The sequence below is a fragment of the Tamlana crocina genome (assembly GCF_012037625.1).
In genome coordinates this window covers 49,740-73,835 of the sequence record NZ_JAAVJS010000008.1, presented here as the reverse complement: position 1 = coordinate 73,835, position 24,096 = coordinate 49,740, and the positions used below count along the sequence as shown (strand labels likewise).

At 39.8% G+C, this 24,096-nt stretch carries 26 protein-coding genes; 20 read left to right on the top strand and 6 right to left on the bottom strand.

What is annotated here, in order from left to right; genetic code table 11:
• Window positions 1-34 precede the first annotated feature (34 nt).
• The gene (locus HC176_RS07340; protein ID WP_167917546.1) at window positions 35-1,357 is read right to left on the bottom strand and encodes an aspartate kinase; all 1,323 of its coding nucleotides are present in this window, start codon (window positions 1,355-1,357) and stop codon (window positions 35-37) included.
• 222 nt (window positions 1,358-1,579) lie between these two features.
• Between HC176_RS07340 and HC176_RS07335 the strand changes: the two genes are divergently transcribed.
• The 4 genes from HC176_RS07335 (at window position 1,580) to HC176_RS07320 (ending at window position 3,716) form a co-directional block, all read left to right on the top strand.
• A complete protein-coding gene (locus HC176_RS07335) occupies window positions 1,580-2,236 on the top strand; it encodes a hypothetical protein (RefSeq protein ID WP_167917545.1) in 657 nt (218 codons plus the stop codon).
• A gap of 45 nt (window positions 2,237-2,281) precedes the next feature.
• Window positions 2,282-3,061 (top strand): alpha/beta fold hydrolase, encoded by a 780-nt coding sequence (locus tag HC176_RS07330; RefSeq protein WP_167917544.1) that lies wholly within the window; start codon window positions 2,282-2,284, stop codon window positions 3,059-3,061.
• Window positions 3,062-3,120: 59 nt separating this feature from the next.
• A complete protein-coding gene (locus tag HC176_RS07325) occupies window positions 3,121-3,384 on the top strand; it encodes a hypothetical protein (RefSeq protein WP_167917543.1) in 264 nt (87 codons plus the stop codon).
• 77 nt (window positions 3,385-3,461) lie between these two features.
• Window positions 3,462-3,716 (top strand): hypothetical protein, encoded by a 255-nt coding sequence (locus tag HC176_RS07320; RefSeq protein WP_167917542.1) that lies wholly within the window; start codon window positions 3,462-3,464, stop codon window positions 3,714-3,716.
• Here HC176_RS07320 and thiL read toward each other — a convergent pair.
• On the bottom strand, window positions 3,709-4,752 hold the full coding sequence (gene thiL / locus HC176_RS07315) for a thiamine-phosphate kinase (protein WP_167917541.1): 1,044 nt from the start codon (window positions 4,750-4,752) through the stop codon (window positions 3,709-3,711). The genes HC176_RS07320 and thiL overlap by 8 nt on opposite strands.
• 291 nt (window positions 4,753-5,043) lie before the next feature.
• On the opposite strand from thiL, the gene HC176_RS07310 reads away from it, so the two are divergent.
• The 15 genes from HC176_RS07310 to HC176_RS07240 all read left to right on the top strand — a co-directional run bounded on the left by HC176_RS07310 (window position 5,044) and on the right by HC176_RS07240 (window position 17,178).
• Window positions 5,044-5,373, top strand: a complete 330-nt coding sequence (locus HC176_RS07310; RefSeq protein WP_167917540.1) for a HesB/IscA family protein — start codon at window positions 5,044-5,046, stop codon at window positions 5,371-5,373.
• Between the two features lie 47 nt (window positions 5,374-5,420).
• Window positions 5,421-6,869: a Fe-S cluster assembly protein SufB gene (sufB, locus tag HC176_RS07305; protein ID WP_167917539.1), complete on the top strand. Its 1,449-nt coding sequence runs from the start codon at window positions 5,421-5,423 to the stop codon at window positions 6,867-6,869.
• Window positions 6,870-6,916: 47 nt separating this feature from the next.
• Window positions 6,917-7,336 carry a hypothetical protein gene (locus tag HC176_RS07300; protein ID WP_167917538.1) on the top strand — a complete coding sequence of 140 codons (420 nt, stop codon included), beginning with the start codon at window positions 6,917-6,919 and terminating at the stop codon, window positions 7,334-7,336.
• A 2-nt stretch (window positions 7,337-7,338) separates the two neighbouring features.
• On the top strand, window positions 7,339-8,088 hold the full coding sequence (gene sufC, locus HC176_RS07295) for a Fe-S cluster assembly ATPase SufC (protein WP_167917537.1): 750 nt from the start codon (window positions 7,339-7,341) through the stop codon (window positions 8,086-8,088).
• A 36-nt stretch (window positions 8,089-8,124) separates the two neighbouring features.
• Window positions 8,125-8,514: a four helix bundle protein gene (locus tag HC176_RS07290; RefSeq protein WP_167917536.1), complete on the top strand. Its 390-nt coding sequence runs from the start codon at window positions 8,125-8,127 to the stop codon at window positions 8,512-8,514.
• A gap of 67 nt (window positions 8,515-8,581) precedes the next feature.
• Window positions 8,582-9,895, top strand: coding sequence for a Fe-S cluster assembly protein SufD (sufD, locus tag HC176_RS07285; RefSeq protein ID WP_167917535.1), 1,314 nt, complete (start codon window positions 8,582-8,584; stop codon window positions 9,893-9,895).
• 92 nt (window positions 9,896-9,987) lie between these two features.
• Window positions 9,988-11,202 carry an aminotransferase class V-fold PLP-dependent enzyme gene (locus tag HC176_RS07280; protein WP_167917633.1) on the top strand — a complete coding sequence of 405 codons (1,215 nt, stop codon included), beginning with the start codon at window positions 9,988-9,990 and terminating at the stop codon, window positions 11,200-11,202.
• Between the two features lie 215 nt (window positions 11,203-11,417).
• Complete coding sequence (locus tag HC176_RS07275; RefSeq protein WP_167917534.1) at window positions 11,418-11,840, top strand: SufE family protein; 423 nt, start codon at window positions 11,418-11,420, stop codon at window positions 11,838-11,840.
• Between the two features lie 75 nt (window positions 11,841-11,915).
• Entirely contained in the window at window positions 11,916-12,242 is a 327-nt protein-coding gene (locus HC176_RS07270) for an SUF system Fe-S cluster assembly protein (protein WP_167917533.1), read from the top strand.
• Window positions 12,243-12,325: 83 nt separating this feature from the next.
• Window positions 12,326-12,661, top strand: a complete 336-nt coding sequence (locus tag HC176_RS07265; RefSeq protein ID WP_167917532.1) for a cupin domain-containing protein — start codon at window positions 12,326-12,328, stop codon at window positions 12,659-12,661.
• Window positions 12,662-12,797: 136 nt separating this feature from the next.
• On the top strand, window positions 12,798-13,304 hold the full coding sequence (locus tag HC176_RS07260; RefSeq protein WP_167917531.1) for a DUF2480 family protein: 507 nt from the start codon (window positions 12,798-12,800) through the stop codon (window positions 13,302-13,304).
• A gap of 100 nt (window positions 13,305-13,404) precedes the next feature.
• Window positions 13,405-14,328, top strand: coding sequence for a DUF3078 domain-containing protein (locus HC176_RS07255; RefSeq protein WP_167917530.1), 924 nt, complete (start codon window positions 13,405-13,407; stop codon window positions 14,326-14,328).
• 182 nt (window positions 14,329-14,510) lie between these two features.
• The gene (locus HC176_RS07250; protein ID WP_167917529.1) at window positions 14,511-15,779 is read left to right on the top strand and encodes a DNA cytosine methyltransferase; all 1,269 of its coding nucleotides are present in this window, start codon (window positions 14,511-14,513) and stop codon (window positions 15,777-15,779) included.
• Window positions 15,779-16,102 (top strand): hypothetical protein, encoded by a 324-nt coding sequence (locus tag HC176_RS07245; protein ID WP_167917528.1) that lies wholly within the window; start codon window positions 15,779-15,781, stop codon window positions 16,100-16,102. Before HC176_RS07250 ends, HC176_RS07245 begins: the two co-directional genes overlap by 1 nt.
• Entirely contained in the window at window positions 16,096-17,178 is a 1,083-nt protein-coding gene (locus HC176_RS07240; protein ID WP_167917527.1) for an HpaII family restriction endonuclease, read from the top strand. Before HC176_RS07245 ends, HC176_RS07240 begins: the two co-directional genes overlap by 7 nt.
• A gap of 122 nt (window positions 17,179-17,300) precedes the next feature.
• Here the strand turns inward: HC176_RS07240 and HC176_RS07235 are convergent, their stop codons facing one another.
• Window positions 17,301-19,547: a transglycosylase domain-containing protein gene (locus HC176_RS07235; RefSeq protein ID WP_167917526.1), complete on the bottom strand. Its 2,247-nt coding sequence runs from the start codon at window positions 19,545-19,547 to the stop codon at window positions 17,301-17,303.
• Between the two features lie 176 nt (window positions 19,548-19,723).
• The gene (gene hflX / locus HC176_RS07230; RefSeq protein WP_167917525.1) at window positions 19,724-20,917 is read right to left on the bottom strand and encodes a GTPase HflX; all 1,194 of its coding nucleotides are present in this window, start codon (window positions 20,915-20,917) and stop codon (window positions 19,724-19,726) included.
• 81 nt (window positions 20,918-20,998) lie between these two features.
• On the opposite strand from hflX, the gene HC176_RS07225 reads away from it, so the two are divergent.
• Window positions 20,999-21,967, top strand: a complete 969-nt coding sequence (locus HC176_RS07225; protein WP_167917524.1) for an endonuclease/exonuclease/phosphatase family protein — start codon at window positions 20,999-21,001, stop codon at window positions 21,965-21,967.
• Between the two features lie 137 nt (window positions 21,968-22,104).
• On the opposite strand, the gene HC176_RS07220 is transcribed toward HC176_RS07225, so the two are convergent.
• Both HC176_RS07220 and HC176_RS07215 read right to left on the bottom strand, forming a co-directional pair.
• Entirely contained in the window at window positions 22,105-22,497 is a 393-nt protein-coding gene (locus HC176_RS07220; RefSeq protein ID WP_245234859.1) for a hypothetical protein, read from the bottom strand.
• A gap of 18 nt (window positions 22,498-22,515) precedes the next feature.
• Window positions 22,516-23,952, bottom strand: coding sequence for a DUF5689 domain-containing protein (locus HC176_RS07215; RefSeq protein WP_167917523.1), 1,437 nt, complete (start codon window positions 23,950-23,952; stop codon window positions 22,516-22,518).
• Window positions 23,953-24,096 lie beyond the last annotated feature (144 nt).

Sequence of the window (24,096 nt, the reverse complement as noted above, 5' to 3'; positions counted from 1 at the left end):
AACGGCTCTTTTTCGCTAAAATACTAATGTTATCTTATAGAGTGACTAATTCAAATAAATAATCGTTTAGTTTTTGTAGCGTATTTATTTTATCTTTTGAATCGATTAACAATGAGATATTATTTTTGCTTCCACCGTAAGATATCATCCTGATTTTCACATCTTGCAAAATCTGGAACAACTTGTATGTATCTTGATGGTTTACCACAGAATGACCAACCAAACACACAATACTTTGGTTTTTATCGACCTCGATGGTTGCAATTTTATCAAGCTCAGCAAGAATCGCTTCCAAGTTTCTATCGTCATCAATAGTCAATGAAACCGCCACCTCCGAAGTGGTAATCATATCGATTGATGTTTTATGCGTTTCGAAAATCTCAAACACTTTTTTCAAGAAACCGTGGGCTTGCAACATCCGCGCCGACTTAATCTTAATGGCTGTGATACCATCTTTTGCAGCAATGGCCTTAATTCCGTTTTCAGAAGTTGTACTTGAAATCAAGGTTCCATGCGCTTCGGGATCCATAGTATTTTTTAAACGTACCGGAATATGGTCTGCCCTAACCGGAGTCACCGTTTGCGGATGCAAAATCTTTGCCCCAAAATACGCCAACTCGGCAGCCTCATCAAACGACAAATTCGAGATAGGGTGCGTGTTTTCAACGTAACGCGGATCGTTATTGTGCATCCCATCAATATCGGTCCAAATCTGTACTTCTTCCGCCTTTATGGCAGCTCCAATAATAGTTGCCGTATAATCACTACCTCCTCTTTGAAGGTTCGAGATATTATCGTTATCATCCAAACAGATAAAGCCTTGGGTTATGTAAATCTGCGCATCTTCAGCAACATTCAGCACAGCATTAAGCTGCTCTTTAATATAATCCAGATTAGGCTCCTTAAATGCATCAATACGCATAAAATCAAGGGCAGGCAATAAAGCAGAACTCACCCCTTCTTGGTTCAAAAAACTATTGAACATATAAGTTGAAAGCAATTCGCCTTGTGCTACAATTCGGTTTTCCAAGTTTTCAGAAAAAGTCTCATTGGTACATTCATTTAAAAAAGCAAACACCTTTGAAACATACGCTTTAACATCTTCGTTTAAAGCAGCATCGCTCAACAAGCTATCAACAGTTACTTCATAGCCTTTTTCCAGCTCGGCAACCCTATTCTGCGCCTCCTCAACATTACCGTTCTTTATTTCTTCAGCAATCGTTACCAATTGATTGGTCGTGCCCGACATAGCAGAAAGCACCACAATCTTCTTTTCCCCATCGTTGATAATGCTCTTAACGTTAGCCATGTTTTGAACCGAGCCAACCGATGTTCCACCAAACTTTAATACCTTCATATCTTTATTTAAATTCTTTTTAGAGTCGTGTTTCAATTTCATTCCAAACAACCCCATAACACCTTTAAAACAAATCCCTTTCACGACAAAACGGTTGCCATAGGTGTTTCATTTTCATTTATTTGAGCCGCAAAATTATAATTCATTTGCATGCCAACACTATTTTTTAAAAAAATTGTTTATTTTTACACATAATGTTAAATATTTAACAACGATTTCATTATGAAAACGGTATCGAATTGTGTTGAAGATATTTTAATAGCCCAACCATATTTAGAAGAAGCGCTTTCGCGCAACATTATTAATTTTAGCGCACTGGCCATCGAACTTACCGAACCCATTAGCAAAATGCTAAAAAAAGACGTAAAACCTGGCGCCATCATGATGGCCTTGAGAAGGTACAATCCGCCAGCGGCGCTTTCCAATTCGGTTAAAATGAAACGTGTTATCCAGAATTTGGGCGATATTACCGTACGCTCGAACTTAACGGATTTTACGGTAAAAAACTCAGACACCATCATTGATAATCACGCCAAAATTCTGGAACGCATTAACCAAGAATCGAAACTATTTTACACCTTTACCCGCGGTATCCACGAAAGCAACATTATTGTTTCCAGCAGCCTAAACGACTTTGTAAAAGACTCCTTAAAAAACGAACGGTTTTTAGCTGTGCAGGACGGCCTCTCGGCCATCAGCATTAATTTGCCTCAGGACAACTCTAAAATTGCAGGGTTATACTACCACTTTTTTAAACGTTTAGCCTGGGAAGGCGTTGTGCTATACGAGGTACTCTCTACTACCAATGAGTTTACTATTTTAGTGGAAGACGAGTTTGTAGACAAAGCCTTTACCGCCATTAAAAAGGTGAAAGCTTAGTTTTTTAGAAAGCTTGATTTTATCTTTGCCGCAGATAAGCTCAACATGATTTTAGAATATAAAGGCACCAATATTTATTACACCGATACCGGCAAGGGAAGGGCTTTGGTTTTATTGCATGGTTTTTTAGAAAATGCCAATATGTGGAAACCATTTATCTCGGCACTCTCAAAAAAAAACCGCGTTATCTGTATTGATCTTTTAGGCCACGGAAAAACAGGCTGTCTCGGCTACGTACATTCCATGGAGTTGATGGCCGAAGCCGTTGAAGCCGTACTCAAAAAACTTAAAATACGTAGATCTACATTTGTAGGCCATTCTATGGGCGGCTATGTAGCACTCGCTTTCGCGGAAAAAAATCCTGATGCGCTACGAGGTCTATGCCTCATGAACTCTACATCGCGCGCTGATTCGGAAGAAAAAAAACAAAATCGAGACCGTGCTATTTTGGCCGTTAAACAGAACCATAAAACGTTTATCCGCATGGCCATCGCCAATTTATTCCGTCCAAAAAACAGAAAACTATTTGCCAGCACCATAAAGGAAATCACTAAAGAAGCTCAACAAACGCCTTTACAGGGTATTGTCGCCGCTTTGGAGGGTATGAAAATTCGCGACGACCGAGAAGCCCTTCTCCATTTTACCCCATTCAAAAAGATGATGGTTTTAGGCAAAAAAGACCCCGTTTTAGATTATGAAGCCTTAGTAACGCAAACCCAAAATACCGAAGTAGAGGTTGTGGAATTTCCAGATGGACATATGAGCCAGATTGAAAACAAAGATGAATTCTTACAAATTTTAACGCATTTCGTCGAAAATATTTAACTTTTTAACGATTCATTCAATTTTTATTTTTAGATTTAGGCACCCTAAAACCCTAAATCATGGAAAAACCTACTAACAAACCTCTGCTCATCCCAAGCATGTACTGCAATGTTTTTGGGCACGACTACCAAATTTCCAAAAAGGTAACCTACCACGTAAAAGAGTATACGTGTAGCCGTTGCAAGAGACAATTAACCACAAACAGCAACGGCCATTTAATTGAGTTAACCCCTAAATTTAAAGAGATTAACGCTATTCTGGAACGTATTCACCAGTCCAGAACCGCTCGTTTAAAGAAAAAAACGCTCATTTCGTCGATCTAATTGTAGCGCACATTTTTTTTCCAACGGTTTTTAATAATTTACATGCTCTCTCTAAAAAACAAATTAAATAGCAAAACATGAGAAGCATTCACTGCAAAGTGTTCGGACATGATTTAAAAACCACAAAACAAGTTACCTATCACGTCACAGAATACCGGTGTAAACACTGTAAAAAAGAATTCACAACAAACAGTAACGGTCGCTTAACCGAACTCACACCCAAATTCCGGGAGATTAATGAAGTTTTGGAGCGTGTTCACAACAAACGCCTTTTAAGAGCGGTAAACAAACAAACTTCTTTTAAGCAAGACCACTTGTTGGTATTTAATTAAAATTTTTCCAGCCCTGCGCTTTTATTGGTATTCGAGTATTGGCACGCGTTACCAAATGCAAACCTTCTTTTGCTTCTTTCATATGACCAATAACCGTTAAGTGCGGATTGGCCTTGATTTTAGGATAGTCGTCCTGAGAAATAGTAAACAACAATTCGTAATCTTCACCACCATTTAGTGCCACGGTTGTACTATCAATATTAAATTCCTCGCAAGTTGAAATCACTTGGGGATCTAACGGTATTTTTCCTTCATACAAATCGCAACCCACGTCGCTGTTTTTGCATAGATGTATAATTTCAGAAGAAAGCCCATCGCTAATATCAATCATGGCTGTTGGTCTTACTTCTAAATCTTCTAACAGCTTAACCACATCTTTTCGCGCCTCGGGCTTTAATTGCCTTTCAATAATATAAGTATAAAGCGATAAATCGGGTTGGTTTTGCGGATTCACCTTAAACACCTCTTTTTCGCGTTCTAAAACCTGAAGCCCCATGTATGCACCGCCTACATCACCCGAAACCACTAACAAATCGTTAGGCTTAGCCCCGCTTCTATAAACTTCGCTACCCGTTTCAACCTCGCCTATAGCGGTAACCGAAATCAACAATCCGGTAGTAGAAGACGTAGTGTCTCCACCCACAACATCAATATTATAAATAGAAGCCGCGGTTTCAATTCCGGCGTACAACTCTTCCACTGCTTCCAACGGAAAACGGTTCGATACCGCAATAGATACTGTAACCTGCGTAGCTTTCGCATTCATGGCATAAACATCAGAAAGGTTAGCAATCACCGCCTTGTAGCCCAAATGCTTCAAAGGAACGTAACTTAAATCGAAATGCACACCTTCAACCAACATGTCGGTGGTTACCACAACGTTTTTGTTTTTAAAATTTAAAACGGCCGCATCGTCGCCAATTCCTTTTATCGTCGATTTATGCTGAATTTTAAAATTCCTGGTCAGGTGGTCAATAAGTCCAAATTCACCCAATTCACTTAACGGTGTGCGCTGCTGGTTTTTATCTTCTATCATGCTGCAAAAATAAGAAGCTAATTTTGTTTTTGCTATTTATTAAAATAAAATCGTCGCCCACCTCTGTTCCCCCTCATTTCTTTACACTGAATTCCCAAAACAATAAAAATCAAATGGGTTTATTAAACCTTAAAATTATGGGGTTTCCTTGGCATATTTACAAACATTTCCGCCTTTAACAATCAATAACTAAAAACTATAAAAGCATATACTAATATAATGTTAGGTTCTATGGTAATCCATGACTTATATTGTATATTTGCACTCTATTTAGAGTTAATCTATTTAATTATGATAAAAGTTTCTGAAACAGCTAAAAAGAAAGTGATAGAGCTGATGGCTGATGACGGCTACAATGCCGCTACCGATTACATTCGCGTGGGCGTGAAAAGTGGAGGTTGTTCTGGATTATCATACGATTTGAAATTTGATAAAGAACAACAAGAAGGCGATAAAGTTTTTGAAGACAACGGCGTAAAGATAATTGTTGACAAAAAGAGCTTTCTATACCTGATTGGAACCACTTTGGAATATTCCGGCGGATTGAACGGAACAGGTTTTGTATTTAACAACCCCAATGCCAACCGCACCTGTGGTTGTGGCGAATCATTCTCGCTATAGAGGCCCATCCTAACCTTCCCCAAGGGAAGGCACTTAAAAAGAAAAACATGAGTAAATATACTGAAGACGATTTAAGAGAAGAATTAAAAACCAAGGAATACGAGTATGGGTTTTATACCGATATCGAGTCGGACACCTTTCCCAATGGTTTAAATGAGGATATTGTACGGGCTATTTCCAAAAAAAAGGAAGAACCCGAATGGATGACCGAATGGCGTTTGGAAGCCTTTCGCGTTTGGCAGAGCATGGAAGAACCCGAGTGGGCAAACGTTAAATACGAAAAGCCCGACTTTCAGAACATTTCGTATTATTCGGCCCCCAACAAAAAACCAAAATACAATAGTATTGACGAGGTAGACCCAGAACTTTTGGAAACCTTCAACAAACTGGGAATTTCATTAGACGAGCAGAAAAAATTGGCAGGTGTGGCTATGGACGTTGTAGTGGATTCCGTTTCGGTAGCCACCACTTTTAAAAAGACATTGGCCGAGCAAGGCATTATTTTTATGAGTATTTCTGAGGCCATCCAAGAGCACCCAGAGCTTGTAAAAAAATATATTGGCACCGTAGTACCAAAAACCGATAACTTTTATGCCGCTTTAAACTCGGCCGTTTTTAGTGATGGTTCGTTTTGTTACATTCCAAAAGGCGTAAAATGCCCCATGGAACTATCAACATACTTTAGAATCAACCAAGCCGGAACGGGTCAGTTTGAACGTACTTTGGTAGTTGCAGACGAAGGCAGTTACGTAAGTTATTTGGAAGGCTGTACCGCTCCAAGCCGTGACGAAAACCAATTGCACGCCGCTGTGGTAGAGCTTATCGCTTTGGAAGATGCCGAAATAAAATACAGTACCGTACAAAACTGGTTCCCTGGAAATGCCGAAGGTAAAGGCGGCGTTTTCAACTTTGTAACCAAACGTGGATTGTGCGAGAAGAACTCAAAAATCTCATGGACGCAGGTAGAAACCGGTTCGGCCGTAACTTGGAAATACCCAAGTTGTGTATTGAAAGGTGATAATTCGGTAGGTGAGTTTTATTCTATCGCTGTTACCAACAATTTCCAACAGGCCGATACAGGAACCAAAATGATCCATTTAGGTAAAAACACCAAATCGACGATTATTTCAAAAGGTATCTCGGCGGGTAAATCGCAAAACAGTTACCGCGGATTGGTTCAAATCAATTCCAGAGCCGAAAACGCACGTAACTTCTCGCAGTGCGACAGTTTATTGATGGGCAACGAATGTGGGGCGCACACCTTCCCATACATCGAAGCTAAAAATAAATCGGCCAAAATCGAACACGAAGCCACCACCAGTAAAATTGGTGAAGACCAAATTTTTTACTGTAACCAACGTGGTATCGATACCGAAAAAGCCATCGCTTTGATTGTAAATGGTTTTAGCAAAGAGGTATTGAATAAGTTGCCTATGGAATTTGCCGTAGAAGCTCAAAAATTATTGGAAATCAGTTTAGAAGGTAGTGTTGGATAAGATGTCACACTGAGCGCAGTCGAAGTGTTTTAACAAAGGAATTTCACATGAAGAACATATTTTCAATAGCACTGATTCTAAGCGTTTTTTTAAGCTGTAAAAACGATAACAAATCAGAGCAAAAAGAAGAAACCAATACGATTAGCACCGAGCGCACCGAAAAGCAAAGCGACGGACTAACTTTATTAAAAGGCGAGTTTGTGTATTACGATGGCGCAGCCGTTTTACAAACACATGCCGATATTTACGGTGTTTTTATCACCGACAAGCTTAAAGAGTTAAGCCAACGCGCCGAACAATATAAAAACGAACCAACCGATATGGTTGAAGTAGAAATAAGAGGAAAAATTACAAACCAAAAAGACGATAAAATCCTTTGGGAAAACAAGGTTGAAATTGCGGAAATACTCAACGTAAACCCGCTTCCTAAAGACAAAAACAACGTTGTAAAATTAGGACAAGAGTAGTTATGTTAAAAATTAATAATTTACACGCAAGTGTTGAGGAGAAGAGCATCCTAAAAGGGATTAACCTAGAAGTAAAGGCTGGAGAAGTACACGCCATAATGGGACCAAATGGGTCGGGTAAAAGTACTTTGGCTTCGGTAATTGCCGGGAAGGAAGAATATGAAGTTTCAGAGGGCAACATCGAGTTTTTAGGTGAAGAAATTGATGAGCTTGCGGCCGAAGAACGTGCACATAAAGGTATATTTTTATCATTTCAGTATCCTGTTGAGATTCCAGGCGTATCGGTAACCAACTTTATGAAAACGGCCATCAACGAAACCCGTAAGGCTAAAGGTTTGGACGAGATGCCTGCTAAAGACATGCTTAAACTTATCCGTGAAAAATCTGAACTTTTAGAGATTGACCGCAAATTCTTATCGCGTTCACTAAACGAAGGCTTTTCCGGAGGAGAGAAAAAACGTAACGAAATTTTCCAAATGGCTATGTTAGAGCCTAAATTGGCTATTCTTGACGAAACCGATTCAGGTTTAGATATCGACGCCCTTCGAATTGTAGCCAATGGGGTTAACAAACTAAAAAGCAAAGACAACGCCGTAGTAGTAATTACCCACTACCAACGTTTATTGGATTATATCGTACCCGATTTTGTACACGTTTTGCACAATGGAAAAATTGTAAAATCCGGACCAAAAGAATTAGCTCACGAGCTAGAAGAAAAAGGTTACGATTGGATAAAGCAAGAATTGGTTTAGCCAATTCTTGAGTTTAAAGTTTTTTGTTTCAGGTTTATGGCAACCATAAAACGATTTGAAGATTTAGAAATTTGGCAAGAAGCCAGAAAACTATTTAATCAAATTAAAGATATTGCCAATGAAACAGACTTAAAAACTGATTTTAGGTTAAAAGACCAAATAAAAGCCTCGGCCGGTTCGGTAATGGACAATATCGCCGAAGGTTTTGAAAGAGATGGAAACTTAGAGTTTAGGCAATTTTTGTCGATTGCTAAAGGGTCTGCTGGAGAAGCCAGATCTCAATTGTACAGAGTTTTCGATTCTGAGTATATTTCAGAAGAAAAGTTAAAAACATTAGTTGATGAATATGAAAAATTAAGCAAAAGAATTTCTGCTTTCATTTCATACTTAAATAATAAAGATTTTAAAGGAAACAAGTTTAAATAAGCACTTACGGCGGTATCTGAAACCTGGAACCCCAAACATGAAACTTGAAACCTGAAACAGTAAAACAATGGAATTAAAAGACAAATTAGTATCATCATTTATGGCTTTTGAAAACGAGGTGGATGTAGACGCCTACGTTCATGGCCTAAGAAGCGATGCCATAAAAATATTTGAAGAAAAAGGCTTTCCTACAAAAAAGGACGAAGCTTGGAAATACACTTCCTTAAATAAAATATTAAAGGAAGATTACAGCGTATTCCCAAAACGTGAAAAAGCGTTGGAATACAGCGAGGTTAGAAAATATTTTATCCACGATATCGACAGTTACAAAATTGTGTTTATCGATGGTAAATATTCGTCGCACCTATCGCAAACCACGCACGAAGGAATCGATGTTTGCTTAATGTCTTCGGCGCTTTCAAAACCAAAGTACCGATTGGTCATTGAAAACTATTTCAATAAAGCCGCCACAAAAGATAGCTTAACCTCTTTGAACACCGCGTTCTCACAAGAAGGAGCATACATCCATATACCGAAGAATAAACTGGTTGAAAAACCCATTCAAATTATTCATTTTTCAACAGGAAACGAAGCCGCTACTATGTTACAGCCTCGTAACTTAGTTGTTGTGGACGAGAACTCACACGTTCAAATTATCGAGCGTCACCAAAGTTTAACCGATAATGCCGTATTGACCAATAGCGTTACCGAAATTTTCGCTAACAAACGCGCCATTGTCGATTACTATAAAATCCAAAACGATAACGACAATGCCTCGTTGATAGACAATACTTATATCAGCCAAAAAATGCAAAGTCACGTTTCGGTACACACGTTTAGTTTCGGAGGGAAATTAACGCGCAACAACCTTAATTTCTTCCAAAACGGCGAGCATATCGACTCTACCTTAAAAGGTGTGACCATTATTGGCAACAAACAGCATGTAGATCACAACACTTTGGTACACCACATCGAGCCTAATTGTGAGAGTCACCAAGATTACAAAGGTATTTTTGATGCAAATGCTACCGGTGTGTTCAACGGCAAAGTGATTGTTGAAAAAGAGGCCCAAAAAACCAATGCGTTCCAGGCCAACAACAATATATTGATTAGCGACAAAGCAACCATTAACACCAAACCGCAGTTGGAAATTTTTGCCGACGACGTAAAATGTTCGCATGGTTGTACCATTGGCCAGCTAGACGAAAGCGCCTTGTTCTACATGCGTTCTCGCGGTATTCCGGAAAAAGAGGCCAAAGGACTTTTAATGTTCGCTTTCAGCAACGATGTATTAAGCTCGGTTAAAATTCCTGAAATCAAGCAACGCATCACCAAGATTATCGCCAACAAATTAGGCGTAAATATTGGTTTTGATCTTTAAAATTTTTTGAAGCTAATCCCGCTATCCGCTATATCTTTTTTGCTTTAATGGCAAAAAAGGATACCACTACTATCGGGGCTAACCCATCAGCCATGTTCAACGTACAAGACATCCGAAAAGACTTCCCCATACTTTCACGCAAAGTAAACGGGAAGCCTTTGGTTTATTTTGATAATGCTGCCACATCGCAAACCCCAAAACAGGTTATCGATGCCATTGCAGATTATTACTCAAATTACAACGCCAACATTCACCGTGGTGTACACACGTTGAGCCAAGAAGCCACGGATCTTTACGAACAGTCGCGCGAAACCATAAGAGCCCATTTCAATGCCAAGTTCACCCATGAGATTATTTTCACTTCGGGGACTACACACGGCATTAATTTAGTGGCCAATGGGTTTTCATCACTTTTAAAACAAGGCGACGAGATAATTGTTTCGGCCTTAGAGCATCACAGTAATATCGTGCCATGGCAAATGCTTTGCGAGCGCACGGGTCCTGTTTTGAAAGTCATCCCGATGAATGAGGAAGGCGAATTGTTGATGGATGAGTTCGACAACCTGCTTTCCAAAAACACCAAACTCGTTTTCGTAAATCACATTTCCAACGCTTTAGGAACGATTAATCCCATTGAACACATCATTGAAAAAGCCCATGCCGTTGGAGCAGCCGTTTTGATCGATGGTGCACAATCGTGTCCGCATATCAAACCCGACGTACAAAAACTGGATGTCGATTTTTATGTGGCCTCTGCCCATAAAATGTGTGGCCCAACTGGTGTCGGTATACTTTACGGCAAAGAAGAATGGCTTAAAAAACTACCACCCTACCAAGGGGGCGGCGAAATGATTGCCGAAGTGACTTTCGAAAAAACCACGTACGCCGATTTACCGCATAAATTCGAAGCCGGAACGCCCAACATTTGTGGCGGCATTGTTTTCGGAACGGCCATCGATTATATGAACCAAATTGGTTTCGATGCTATTGCCAATTACGAAAATGAACTGCTTCATTACGCCACCGAAAAACTTTTGGAAATTGAAGGCCTAAAAATTTACGGTACATCCCCACAAAAAACCTCGGTAATTTCATTTAATTTGGAAGGCATCCACCCATACGATGTAGGCACTATTTTAGACAAAATGGGCATTGCCGTACGTACCGGTCACCATTGCGCACAACCTATTATGGATTTTTATAAAATTCCGGGTACCGTACGTGCTTCATTCGCCTTTTACAATACCAAAGAAGAAATTGATGCTTTGGTAGAGGGCGTAAAGAAAGCAAAAATGATGTTGTCTTAACTAGACACAAACCACCTGTGTTATTTCGATGAAGTAAGAAAAGAACTTAACCTGCACTGAGCCTTTTCGACTTCGCTCAAGATAAACTGGAGTTGAAATGAGAAATCCGCATAGTGTTCAAATTCTGCTTCTTAAAAAAACTAGAAATGTTATCAATTTGCAAAAACATTGAATAGCAACTTTTGTTATTGTATTTTTGTACAAAACTTATCATTGTGACTATAGAAGAGATTCAAAATGAAATAATAGACGAATTTTCCATGTTCGAAGACTGGGAAGAGCGTTACCAATATATGATTGATTTAGGGAAAGAATTACCCCTTATCGACGACCAATATAAAACTGACAATAATATCATTAAAGGCTGCCAAAGCAAAGTTTGGGTGCACGCCGAAATGAACGACGATAAAGTTGAGTTTACCGCCGATAGTGATGCCATCATCACCAAGGGCATTATCGCTATTTTAATTCGGGTGTTCTCTAACCAAAAGCCCAAAGATATTATTGATGCCGACACCAGTTTTATCGACAAAATCGGTTTAAAAGAGCATTTATCGCCAACGCGTGCCAACGGACTGGTAAGCATGGTGAAGCAGTTAAAAATGTATGCCATTGCATACCAAACGCAATTAAAATAGCGTTGATTCGTTGAGGCGTTTAACTGTTGACAACAAATAAACGATTAAACCAATAAACGCATAAACATTCTAAAGATGAGCGAAACAACCATAGACACCGCCGAATTGGGAGAAAAAATAGTAAACGTGTTAAAAACCATTTACGATCCCGAAATCCCTGTTGATATTTACGAACTCGGATTGATTTACGACGTATTCGTTAACGAAGATTACGATGTAAAAATCTTAATGACGCTCACTACGCCCAACTGCCCCGTGGCCGAAACATTGCCTTTGGAAGTTGAGGAAAAAGTGAAGTCGCTCGATGCAGTAAACAATGCCGAAGTTGAGATTACTTTCGATCCGCCATGGACACAAGAATTGATGAGCGAAGAGGCCAAACTGGAATTGGGCATGCTTTAATAAAAAAGAGTTCCTCATTTAAGCGCGGTCACTGAGCGGAGTCGAAGTGACCGTTCAAATCCAGAAACAAACTAAACAACAATATGTCTAAAGAAGTAGTAAAAAGTAACGAAGGTTTTGAAGCCTTAAACCCCAATTTAAACCGCAAGGTGGTTCACTTAAATGATTTAATGGTAACGGTAATCGATTTTACCAACGGACCCATGGCGCAACCCGACCCACCGCACAACCACCCGCACGAGCAGATTACTTATGTGGCCAGTGGTTCGTTAAAATTGTTTGTGGAAGACCGCGAATACCTTTTAAACGAAGGCGATGTATTTAAAATTGAATCGAACCTAAACCATTCGGTGCAAACCTTAACGGAAAACGTTCGGTTAATTGACAGCTTCAACCCTATTCGTGAAGATTTTTTATAATTGAGCGTCTATTTTAGACATCAACTTAAATTAAGTACAGTATTAAAATTTAATTTTTTGTCATTTCGAGCGGAGTCGAGAAATCTTTTGATTTTTAGCCGAATGACAAAAACATAAATTTATATCCAAATACCACATGGCAGACGAAATCATCAACCGCGTAGCGAACAGTAAACTGGTTACCGTAAACCTTGAGGACTACTATCCCAATGGGCAACGTGTGCTTTTCGATATCAAAGATTGGCTCTTTGAAGGCTTCGTGCTTCGTGAAAAAGACTTCAGAAATGAAGTGAGCGATCACGATTGGTCGCAATACCAAAACAGTTACGTGGCGCTAACCTGCACTTCAGATGCTATTATTCCGGGCTGGGCCTATATGCTCATCAGTATTCAGTTAGAGCCCTATGCCAAAAAAGTAGTCATTGGCAACTTGGAGCAATTAGAAACCTCGGTTTACCAAGACATCATCCAGAATTTAGACGTTTCAGAATTCGAGGGCAAACCGCTTATCATAAAAGGATGCTCCAAAAAGCCCGTTCCTGAAAATGCCTATATCATGCTGGCCACCAAATTAAAGTCAGTAGCCAAATCGATTATGTACGGCGAAGCCTGCTCGTCGGTGCCGCTTTACAAAAAGAAATAAAAAAGTCATTTCGAGAAATCGACATGTGACTTCTCCCTAAAAAAGGGGTCTAAACCCCAACAGCCATTAATTTACTTAAACCTTAAACACTAATTTGAAAATGAAAAAAATCTTATTATTTCTATGTTTAATTGGAATGGTTTCTGTCCATGCCCAAACTAAAGAAGAGCTGCAAGCCCAAAAGGCCGAAAAACAGGCCGAGGCAGATGCTGCTCAAAAAGAAGCTAACGCCATTCAGGCAAAAATTGACGCCCTACCGGGATGGAGAACTGGGGCTTTCGGTACCATTGGTGGTAGCCTTTCAAACTTTAACAACTGGTACGCACAAGGCACCCCAAACAACGCCTCAGGAAATATTGGGTTTACCTTAAATGCTTTTGCCAATTTAATTGAAGATAAATTTTTCTGGAGAAACTCCTTAACCACGAACCTAAACTGGGTAAAGTTGGATGACAAAGACGACCCGAATGATGACGACAGCTTCAACCCCACTACCGATGTGTTCAACCTAAGCTCACTTTACGGTAGAAACATCACCAAAACTTTAGCGGCTTCTGGTTTAATGGAATACCGTACTACTTTATTGGATAACTTTAACGACCCTGGCTATTTAGACCTTGGTATCGGTGCCACTTGGACCCCCATTACCAATCTTGTTGTGGTAATACACCCCCTAAACTACAACATTGTTTTTGCCGATAACGATGCCGTTTTCGATTCATCGTTGGGTGCTAAAATCGTAGCTGATTATACCCGACAACTTGGTGCCGTTAACTTTAAAACCAATTTCTCGACCTTCCAAAGCTATAAGTCGGGCGACCTCTCGAACTTTACATGGACCAACTCGTTTAGCTATACCCTTTGGAAAATGATTGGTGTTGGTTTCGATTTTGGTTTGCGTAGCAACAAGCAGGAAGCCTTAAACTATGCTTTGGCGCAAGACCCACCAACAGCCACTGGTTTTGATGATGTCGACAACAAATTACAAACCTATTACACCGTAGGTGTTTCGTATAAATTCTAAAAATAGTTTAGAAGATAGACTAACTCTTAAAAAACGCCTCCTGCTTGCAGGGGGCGTTTTGTTTTGGAGATTGACACCAAAAAATTGTTCAAAAAAGGTGTAAAAAACACTTATTCACAGGACAAAAAAACATAGAAAGTATTCTTATCTTGCAGAGACCAATTTTTGATTTAAAAATTAAAATGCTTCAAGAGAAAAAAACTATAGAAAATATTGACGGCGATTTATTTGAAATAAATATCATTGAGCCTGAAAATCCAAAACAGGCTTCATATTCACACTATTTACACAATCACAAAAATGGTGTTTCTAAATTTTTCAAAAAAGATGCTGTAGATTTTGTTAAGGAAATTTTACACGAGAATACTGGCGATAAAATTTCAAACAAAGTTGCAGAAGAAGCTTTACAGTATTTGATTTTTAAAAATAATAATTCTGTTCCATTTCCTTCTCCCGAAAACCCCAAATTCAAATTTATCGACCTTTTTGCAGGAATTGGCGGGTTTAGATTAGCCCTACAAAATTTAGGCGGTAAATGTGTTTTTACAAGTGAATGGGATAGATATTCTAAAAAAACCTACAGAGCTAACTTTGGTGAAATCCCGTTTGGCGATATAACCAAACAACAAACAAAAGACTACATTCCCGACAATTTTGATGTTTTATGTGCAGGTTTTCCGTGTCAAGCATTTTCAATTGCTGGAAGACGTGGTGGATTTGAGGACACAAGAGGCACATTGTTTTTTGATGTAGCAGAAATTATTAAAAAGAAACAGCCAAAAGCTATTTTCTTAGAGAACGTAAAAGGTTTGAGAAACCATGATAAGGGCAAAACCTTAGCTACAATTTTAAACGTTCTTCGTGAAGATTTGGGCTATTTTGTCCCCGAACCACAAATAATTAATGCCAAAGAATTCGGTGTACCACAAAATCGGGAACGAATTTTTATTGTTGGCTTTCACAAAAGTACTGGAGTTACTGATTTCAAATATCCTAAACCCACAAATGATGAAATGGTTTTAGAGGACATTTTAGAAAGAAATGAAGTTTCGGTAAAATATTATCTTTCCACAACTTACATTGACACCTTAAGAAAACACAAGGCGCGACATGAAAGTAAGGGAAATGGATTTGGTTATGAAATCATCCCGAATGACGGAACTGCAAACGCCGTTGTTTGCGGAGGAATGGGCAGGGAAAGAAATCTCGTTTATGATGATAGGCTTACAAACTTTAAACCTGTAACCAATATTTCGGGTGAAGTAAACCGCGAAGGCATTAGAAAAATGACACCTCGTGAATGGGCAAGGCTTCAAGGTTTTCCTGATAATTTTAAAATTGTTGTTTCTGATGCACAGGCCTATAAACAGTTTGGAAATTCGGTTGCCGTACCAGCCATTCAGGCTACTGCCGAAAAGATTATAAAAAAACTAAAATTCAAAAAAAAGTAATGAAAAATCAACTACAAACCAGTCCCATTTTTGTCGCTTTAGGTTCTGAAATAGATTTTTTCAGATTCCCTCAAATTTCAACTAACGCAAAAATAGAAGAGCTTGGCAAACGCAACGAGTTGATTTACCATCAAGTTGACGACTTAAAAGCAGCTAGTATGTTATGCAAAGAATTCATTAAAGAGCACAGGCTCGGTTCTTCAAATTGGATGGGAGGCAGAGTTGTTGATGAAAACTATAATTTCGTTGCCCAAGTCTCTTATAACGGAAGAGTTTGGGATAATGAAGACTGGGAAATTTCTAAGGAAATTGAAATATGCTAAAAGGCAACAAGGGTGAGTGGAGTGAGTTATATACATTTTTTAAACTACTCGCAGAAGGCAAACTATTTTCAGCAGACGAAAACTTGCAAAAGACTAAATCTTTTGTCCAACTACTTTCAATCTACAGAAAAGATTCGGGCAAAAAACTAGATTACAATATTGCACCAGATAGAAACATAAATATCATTGACTCCAATTCAGAACAAACCATCTTATCATTTTCTCAAAAGAAAGCGGAGTTAATTGCCGATAGACTTTCAGATGAAATAAGAAGCAAGTCAGGTGTCTCTCAAGATTTAATAGAACTCATTCAAGAACTTTCAATTTCGCAAGTAGCAGACAAAACACTTGGTAAAGGAGATATCAATGTTCATATTTATGACCCTGTCCATGGCATAAGTTCCAATCAAGAGTTCAGTATTAAATCCTTTTTAGGAAGTGATCCAACCCTCTTCAATGCCAACAAAACCACTAACATCACCTATAAAATAACCGACAAATACAATCAACCTATTTCTGATGACGATTTGGCACTTGTAAACTCAATTACATCAGGGCACAAATACATTAAGCGAATGGCTAAATTATCTGAACTGGGATATTCTGTTGATTTTGATTCTTTTGATGATGATACTTTCAAACTGAACTTGCAAGTTATAGATAGTGATTTGCCCGAAATAATCGCCCACATCGTAAAGGATAAATTTGTTAGTAGTGTTGTACGAATGAATGAGGTCATAGAAAAAATAAACAAAGACAACCCTATGAACTATGACCTAAGCCAAGGACATAGGTTTTACGAATACCGTTTGGTTAACTTTTTAGTTGAGGCAGCACTGGGGATGACTTCAAAATCGGTATGGTCAGGAAAATATGATATTGTTGGCGGCATAATTATTATTAAGCAAAACACTGAAATGCTTTGTTATCACTTAATAGATTTTAATAAGTTTAAGCAATATTTAAAAAATGCTTCTAGACTTGACAACCCATCGGGCTCTAAAATGGGATACGGCAAGGTGTATAAAAATGACAATGGCTCATTTATTAAATTGAACTTTCAGATAAAAGCATAAAATTTGTAAAACTTAACTCGACTGTCATTCCGAACGAGGCACGAGGAGGAATCCCATAATCATGAGATTTCTCATCGTTCGTCCCTCACTTCCTTCGAAATGACAAAAAACTTAATATTCAGCTACTCAAACTTCCTACTCTTCTTCTTCCGCCCAAACAAGCGTTTAAAAAAGCCATCGCGTTTTTCGGGTTCGCAGTTTAGGTCTTCCAAAACAGCTTCCGAAGGATTTTTAAATCGAGCATTGGTAATGTTGTTAAACTGGCTGTCGGCATTCAGTTTTTGGTAAAACTTCGCAAAAATGGGCAATGCCGAGTTGGCGCCCTGCCCTAGCCCAGTGGTTTTAAAACCAATACTGTGGTTATCGTTACCCACCCAAGTTATGGTGACCAACTGGGGCGTGATGCCCACAAACCAGCCGTCTTTATTGTTTTGTGTAGTGCCTGTTTTCCCCGCGATGTCGTTGCTTAACCCGTAGCTGCTTCGCAAGCGTGCCGCCGTGCCACTGTTTACGGTTTCCTTCATAATTTCCAACATCACCTCGCGGGTGTAATCACTAAACGCATCGTTGGTGTTCACTTTGGGTTTAAATTGGGCAATCACCTTGCCGTGCCGATCTTCAATTTTGGTTATGCTGTAAGGCCTAACCGCCTTCGAGTCATTAACATAACTCGCATAAGCTCCCGTTAGGTTTTTAAGGTTGATTTCGGCCACGCCCAAAGCCAACGAGGGCTCATGGGGCAATTCTTTTTCAATGCCCAGTTTTTTTACCTGCTCGTGTACTTTGGCAATGCCCACTTTGTCCAACACCTTTACGGCAATAGTGTTGACCGATTGGCTTAGCGCTTTTTCTAAAGTGTAGTTGATGTGCGGATCTTCGTCGTCACTTCCCGAATTACTGGGCGTCCAATCGTCGTAATTGGTGTAAGTGACCTCTGCCAATGAAAAATAAGTACATGGTTTCATACCATCCTCAATGGCAGTCGTATAAACAAAAGGTTTAAACGTGGAACCGACTTGCCTTTCGCTTTGCGATACGTGGTCGTATTTAAAAAAACGGTAATCGATGCCCCCAATGTAAGTACGAATGGCTCCCGTGCTGGGCTCGATGCCCAACATGCCTGTATTTAAAAATTTGAGGTAATGCCGCAAACTGTCTTTTAGCGTGATGTTTTTCACGGTATCGCCCGACCAACTGAACAATTCCACTGGACGTTTTTTAGCTAATGAATCCTGTATGGTTTCTTCGGAAAACCTCTGTGCCTTTAGTTTTTTGTAAATGGGCAGATTTTGCATCGCCGCGTTGATGAGGCGTTCGTTGCTGTTCCATGGTGCGCCTTTTCCATAGGAGGCTTCAAAATCGGCTTGCAATTTCGCCATGTGTTCTTTCATGGCTTCCTCGGCCAAAACCTGCATATCGTAATCTAACGTTGTATAGACTACCAGTCCGTCTTTGTACAAGTCGTAAGCCTCGCCATTGGGCTTTTTTAGGGAATCCAAAACAGCGGACAGCTCTTTTTTTACCTGCTCCCGAAAATAGGGCGCCACGCCCAAATCGTGATTGAACGAACGATAGTTTAAAGCCAAGGTATCGGCTTGATACACATTCAATGAATCTTCCGAGATATAATCGTATTTATACATTTGATGCAGCACCACATTGCGGCGCTCTTGGCTGCGCTGCACATTCAACCGCGGATTGAAATAATGGTTCGCCTTGAGCGTGCCCACCAAAGTCGCGGCCTCGGGAATGCTTAATTCTGCAGTGGTTTTGTTGAAGAATTTTTGCGAGGCGCTTTCTACGCCATAAGTATTGTCGGAAAACGGTACGGTATTGAAATACAGCGTTAAAATATCGTTTTTGGAATAGATATCTTCAATTCGCTTGGCGATAATGGCCTCCTTAAATTTGTTAATGACCAAGCTTAAAAACGCATAATCTTTGCGCCCAAATAAATTCTTAGCCAATTGAAGTGTGATGGTACTGCCGCCTCCCGAAGATTTGTCCTGCAACAAAATACTTTTGAAGAACACCCGTAGTAAACTCACGTTATCTATGCCATCGTGTTCGTAAAACCGAACATCTTCTGTGGCTATCAAAGCTTCAATAAGGTGTTTGGGAAAGTCATGGAATTCCAACGGCTGTCGGTCGTAAATAAAGTATTTTCCAATCAATTTACCGTTTTTATCCAGTACTTCGGTGGCCTCTTCCTGCTTAATGGAACTCAGTTCTTCCTTGGTGGGAATTTTTCCGAAGGCGCCCAAATAAATACTGAAATACAACACGATGAAAAAACCAACAACCGTAACAGCCAAAATGAGCGACCTTTTAATCCATTTGTTTTTAAGTAGGTTTGAAATTCTGTTCATGAATAATAAACTCAATTAATGTCAGGTTGAGCCTTTCGGCTTCGCTCAAGATAAACTAAAATCGAAACCTATAAAAACAACATTATTTAATAACCTTTCGACTCAGCTTAAGGTGACATAGGCACTACTTCATTGAATAACCAGAAAGGACATAATTACAAAACTTCTTTCCAAGTCTAACTTTCCTCCTCGTAATCGGGATACAAAAAGTGGTTGTAAGGAAAACGCGTCACGTGGATTTCCCTAACCTCATCGTACACCCGCTTTTTGAAATCTTCCAAGTTCTGTTTATTTAACGCCGAAATAAACAAAGCATTGTTTCCTACCTTGTTCATCCAGGTTTTTTTCCACTCGGCAAGCGTGTAGTGTTTTTCATTGCGTTCGGTTTCCAAATCATCTTCATCGATAGGTTCGGGTTCATAGGCATCAATTTTATTGAACACCATAATAGTGGGCTTATCGCTACTATCTATTTCACCCAAAATTTTGTTTACCGAATCGATATGTTCCTCAAAATTAGCATGCGAAATATCTACCACGTGCAATAGCAAATCAGCCTCGCGCACCTCATCCAAGGTACTTTTAAAACTCTCAACCAATTGTGTGGGCAGCTTTCTAATAAACCCTACCGTGTCGCTCAACAAAAAGGGCAGGTTTTGAATCACCACTTTGCGCACGGTAGTATCGAGCGTTGCGAACAGTTTGTTTTCAGCAAACACCTCGCTTTTGCTAATCACGTTCATCAAGGTCGATTTTCCTACGTTGGTGTAACCCACCAAAGCCACACGCACCATTTTTCCGCGGTTACCACGTTGCACGGCCATTTGTTTATCGATGGTTTCAATACGCTTTTTCAACAAGGCTATTTTGTCGCGCACAATACGTCTATCGGTTTCTATTTCGGTTTCACCGGGACCGCGCATTCCAATACCCCCTTTTTGACGTTCCAAGTGCGTCCACATACCACGCAGTCGGGGCAGCAAATATTCGCATTGTGCCAATTCCACTTGCGTACGGGCATAACTAGTTTGGGCACGTTGGGCAAAAATATCGAGAATCAAATTCGTTCTATCCAATACTTTTACATTCAGAATTTTACTGATATTACGCTCTTGTGCCGCCGAAAGTTCATCATCAAAAATAGCGGTATCGATATCGTTGTCCTTTATAAACTGACGAACTTCCTCCATTTTTCCCGTCCCAATGAAAGTTTTCGGGTTGGGCATGTCCATTTTTTGCGTAAACCGCTTAATGGCATCACCACCGGCCGTAAAGGTTAAAAACTCCAGCTCGTCCAGATACTCCTTTAATTTTTCTTCGTCTTGATCTTTAGTAACAATTCCTATTAAAACTGCCTTTTCTAAACCCATAAATCTCTTTTCTGTAATGTACGCAAAGTTACATAAATAACTGCATTTTCTTTTTTATATCTTAAAGTCTATTTTTGGTGAATGATTGAGCATACAACAGACACTCCCATCCGGAACGATTTACAGACCATTGCGTTTTACAACCTGGAAAATCTCTTTGACGTTACCGACGACCACCTGATTAACGACGAGGCTTTTTTACCCAATACCAGACGAAAATGGACGCCCAAACGTTACGAAAACAAACTACGGAAACTGAGCTTTGCCATTGCCAATATCGGCAGAAAAGAAACCGGAAAACCTCCGGCCATTGTGGGCTTGGCCGAAGTGGAAAATGCCAAGGTAGTTGAAGATTTGCTTAATGCCAAACATTTAGTTGAGTACAACTACAGCTATGTGCACTATAATTCGCCCGACGAACGAGGTATTGACACAGCCCTGATTTATGATGTTGATGCTTTTAAGGTGATGCATTCTGAAACGTTTAGCGTGCCATTGCTCGATGAGGACGGACAACCCGATTATACCCGCGATATTTTGCTGGTTTCTGGACTGCTGGATAATGAAAAAACCCATGTGATTGTGAACCATTGGTCCTCCAGACGTGAAGGTGCCAAAGAAACCGAATTTAAACGCATTGCTGCAGCTAAAAAAGTGGTAGAAATCATGGACCAACTAAAAGCAGTTGATGAGGATGCTAAAATTGTTATTATTGGCGACTTTAATGACGACCCATCCTGCAACAGCATTGCGCACCTTGTGAACCATGGCCAACTGTACAACCCCATGGACATTTTGCACACCTATTCCAGAGGCACTACCACCCACAATTTTAAATGGAATTTGTTCGACCAGATTATGTTTACCACCAACTTTTTTGAAGCTACCCCAAATACCTTGAGCTTTGATAAAGCCGAAATTTTCGATACCGATTTTTTAAAACTGAATAAAGGAAGGCACAAAGGCAAACCGTTTAGAACTTACGTTGGGCCAAAGTACAAAGGCGGATATAGCGACCATTTTCCAGTGTATGCGATTTTTAGGAAGTGACTTTTATGTCACCCCGAACTCGTTTCGGGGTCTTATCAAAATTCTATTCTAACGGAACAATAGCTCAGCGACCAATATCATGATTTAGAACTAAATTTCAACAGATTCCCACGCTTCGCTTGGAATGACACCAGAAATCAAACCGCTTGCAACAACACAAAAGCCAAACCTAAAATACCTAAAGGCAATAACCACAGTAGCCAAATGCTGTAATTCAGTTTTTTGTTTTTCAGCATTTTGGCATTGAGTACTTTTCGTTTTCGTCCACCGTACTTCATCCAATTTTTAAAATGAATGAAAACTACGGCCAAGGCAAAAAGTGTCCACACTTTTCCGGCCGACATGGTATCGACGTGCATACTCTTAAAAAACCCAGCAAAAAACACACCCAAAACCAACAGTAAACTGCATTGCAAAAAGGTAATATAAAACACGGCAATACTATTGGCCTTTTTACTTTTTCTGTTTTTATAATGCTGAAAAACGTGGTAGAACAGCGCGTCGAAAGTGGTCATCTCTTTTTTTGGCAAATATATTCTTTTAAGAACTCATTCTACATAATCTACACTAATTTCGTCAAGTTCGTAAACACCATCAAAACTATCTTGTCCGCTGCCCGTGTATTTAAAGGCGATGTAAATGGGTCCTGAGGCGCAGGATAAATCTACCGTTCCGGAATTGAACCATTCGGCAAAACTATCGGTATCTTTCACCACATAAGCATCTGCCAGTACTCCCCAAGTGGCCAATGTTATTGTGGCTTCGTTGCCATCCCAATCTTGCGAATAGAGCACTTCCATATAACTGCTATCGGCCAAACTGTTTGAGGTTTTAAACCGAACGGTTACTCCTTGGTGGGCATCTAAATCAATAGGCGGGGTAATGAGCCAACCGATATTGCTCACATCACCCGAACTGGCCGATTGAAACCGCGCCGATCGCCCCAAAGAAGCGTTAGACGAAGTTGATGAATACGCCTCCCAGGCTTCAGTCCCCGCTTCAATATAGTTGGTCCAACCCTCAATTTCTATGGGACGGTTGTTGCGTTGCGGCTCAAAATCTTCATAAAACAAATTGTTCGCTCCTAAAGTGGAAGCGATGCCGCAGCTTAATTCCATAGGGTCGCAACGATCAGTGGTTTCAAAATAAATATCGGCCGAACTGTTTAAAATGAGCACATTAAAATCATCACCAAAATCGCGGCTAAAAATTCCGGCAACGCTTCCTTTACCTTGCGGCACAATTAAAGACTTAAAATCGGCAAAGGTGCTGGTTTGCATCCTAATGGAAATGCCCGATTCGCAACTTTCCAACAGCCGGAAACCATCAAATTCATCGAACGATTCACTTGCAAAAGTGGCTCCCATTTCAAACCGATTGAGTTGCATATTATCCAATTGGATTAGGGTGTTTAAATCGGAACTGCTCAAATGGGCCAACCCAACCGTTTTTGGGATAATTTCAGCAATATCGTTACTTCTTAAAATGATGTTTTTATACTCGGCTGCCTGAATTTGCGACACATTAACCCCATCTTCCTTACCTATGGTTATCACGCCATTTTCCCCACCAATGGCCAATCCGTTTAGTTTTACATATATTTTTTGCCCGAATTGATAGGTATCCGACAGGCTACTCACATTGATACTTACCCGAAATCCCAATCGTGGATCGTTATCGGGACTGCTCCCATCGGTTTTATTTTGAATGATGAGTTCTTCAAAAAAGTTCCCCGCTTTATCAGACGATACCACATAGCCTTCAATATACAAATCGGTTTCGTCATCGATAACGGCCAAACTATTGCCGTTGTTCACCGCCTGCTCGTACAGTGATTTTATAGCCTTAAACGTGGTGATTTGCGTTTGCGGAATTTCGGGTTCAGTAATTGAAATATCGGGCAAACCAAAATCGTCGTCCTGAACACAGGATGCCAAAAGCAGTAAAATTGCAAATAGCTCTAAAATTGATTTTATTTTTGTCATTGTATTGTCTTTTTGAGTATCAAAAGCTCATAATAGTTTTAATTTTCGTCAACCTGAACTCGTTTCAGGTTCTCACTTGAACATGAATATTAAAATTATGAGATTCCGAAACAAGTTCGGAATGACGGCTCTACTATAATTAAT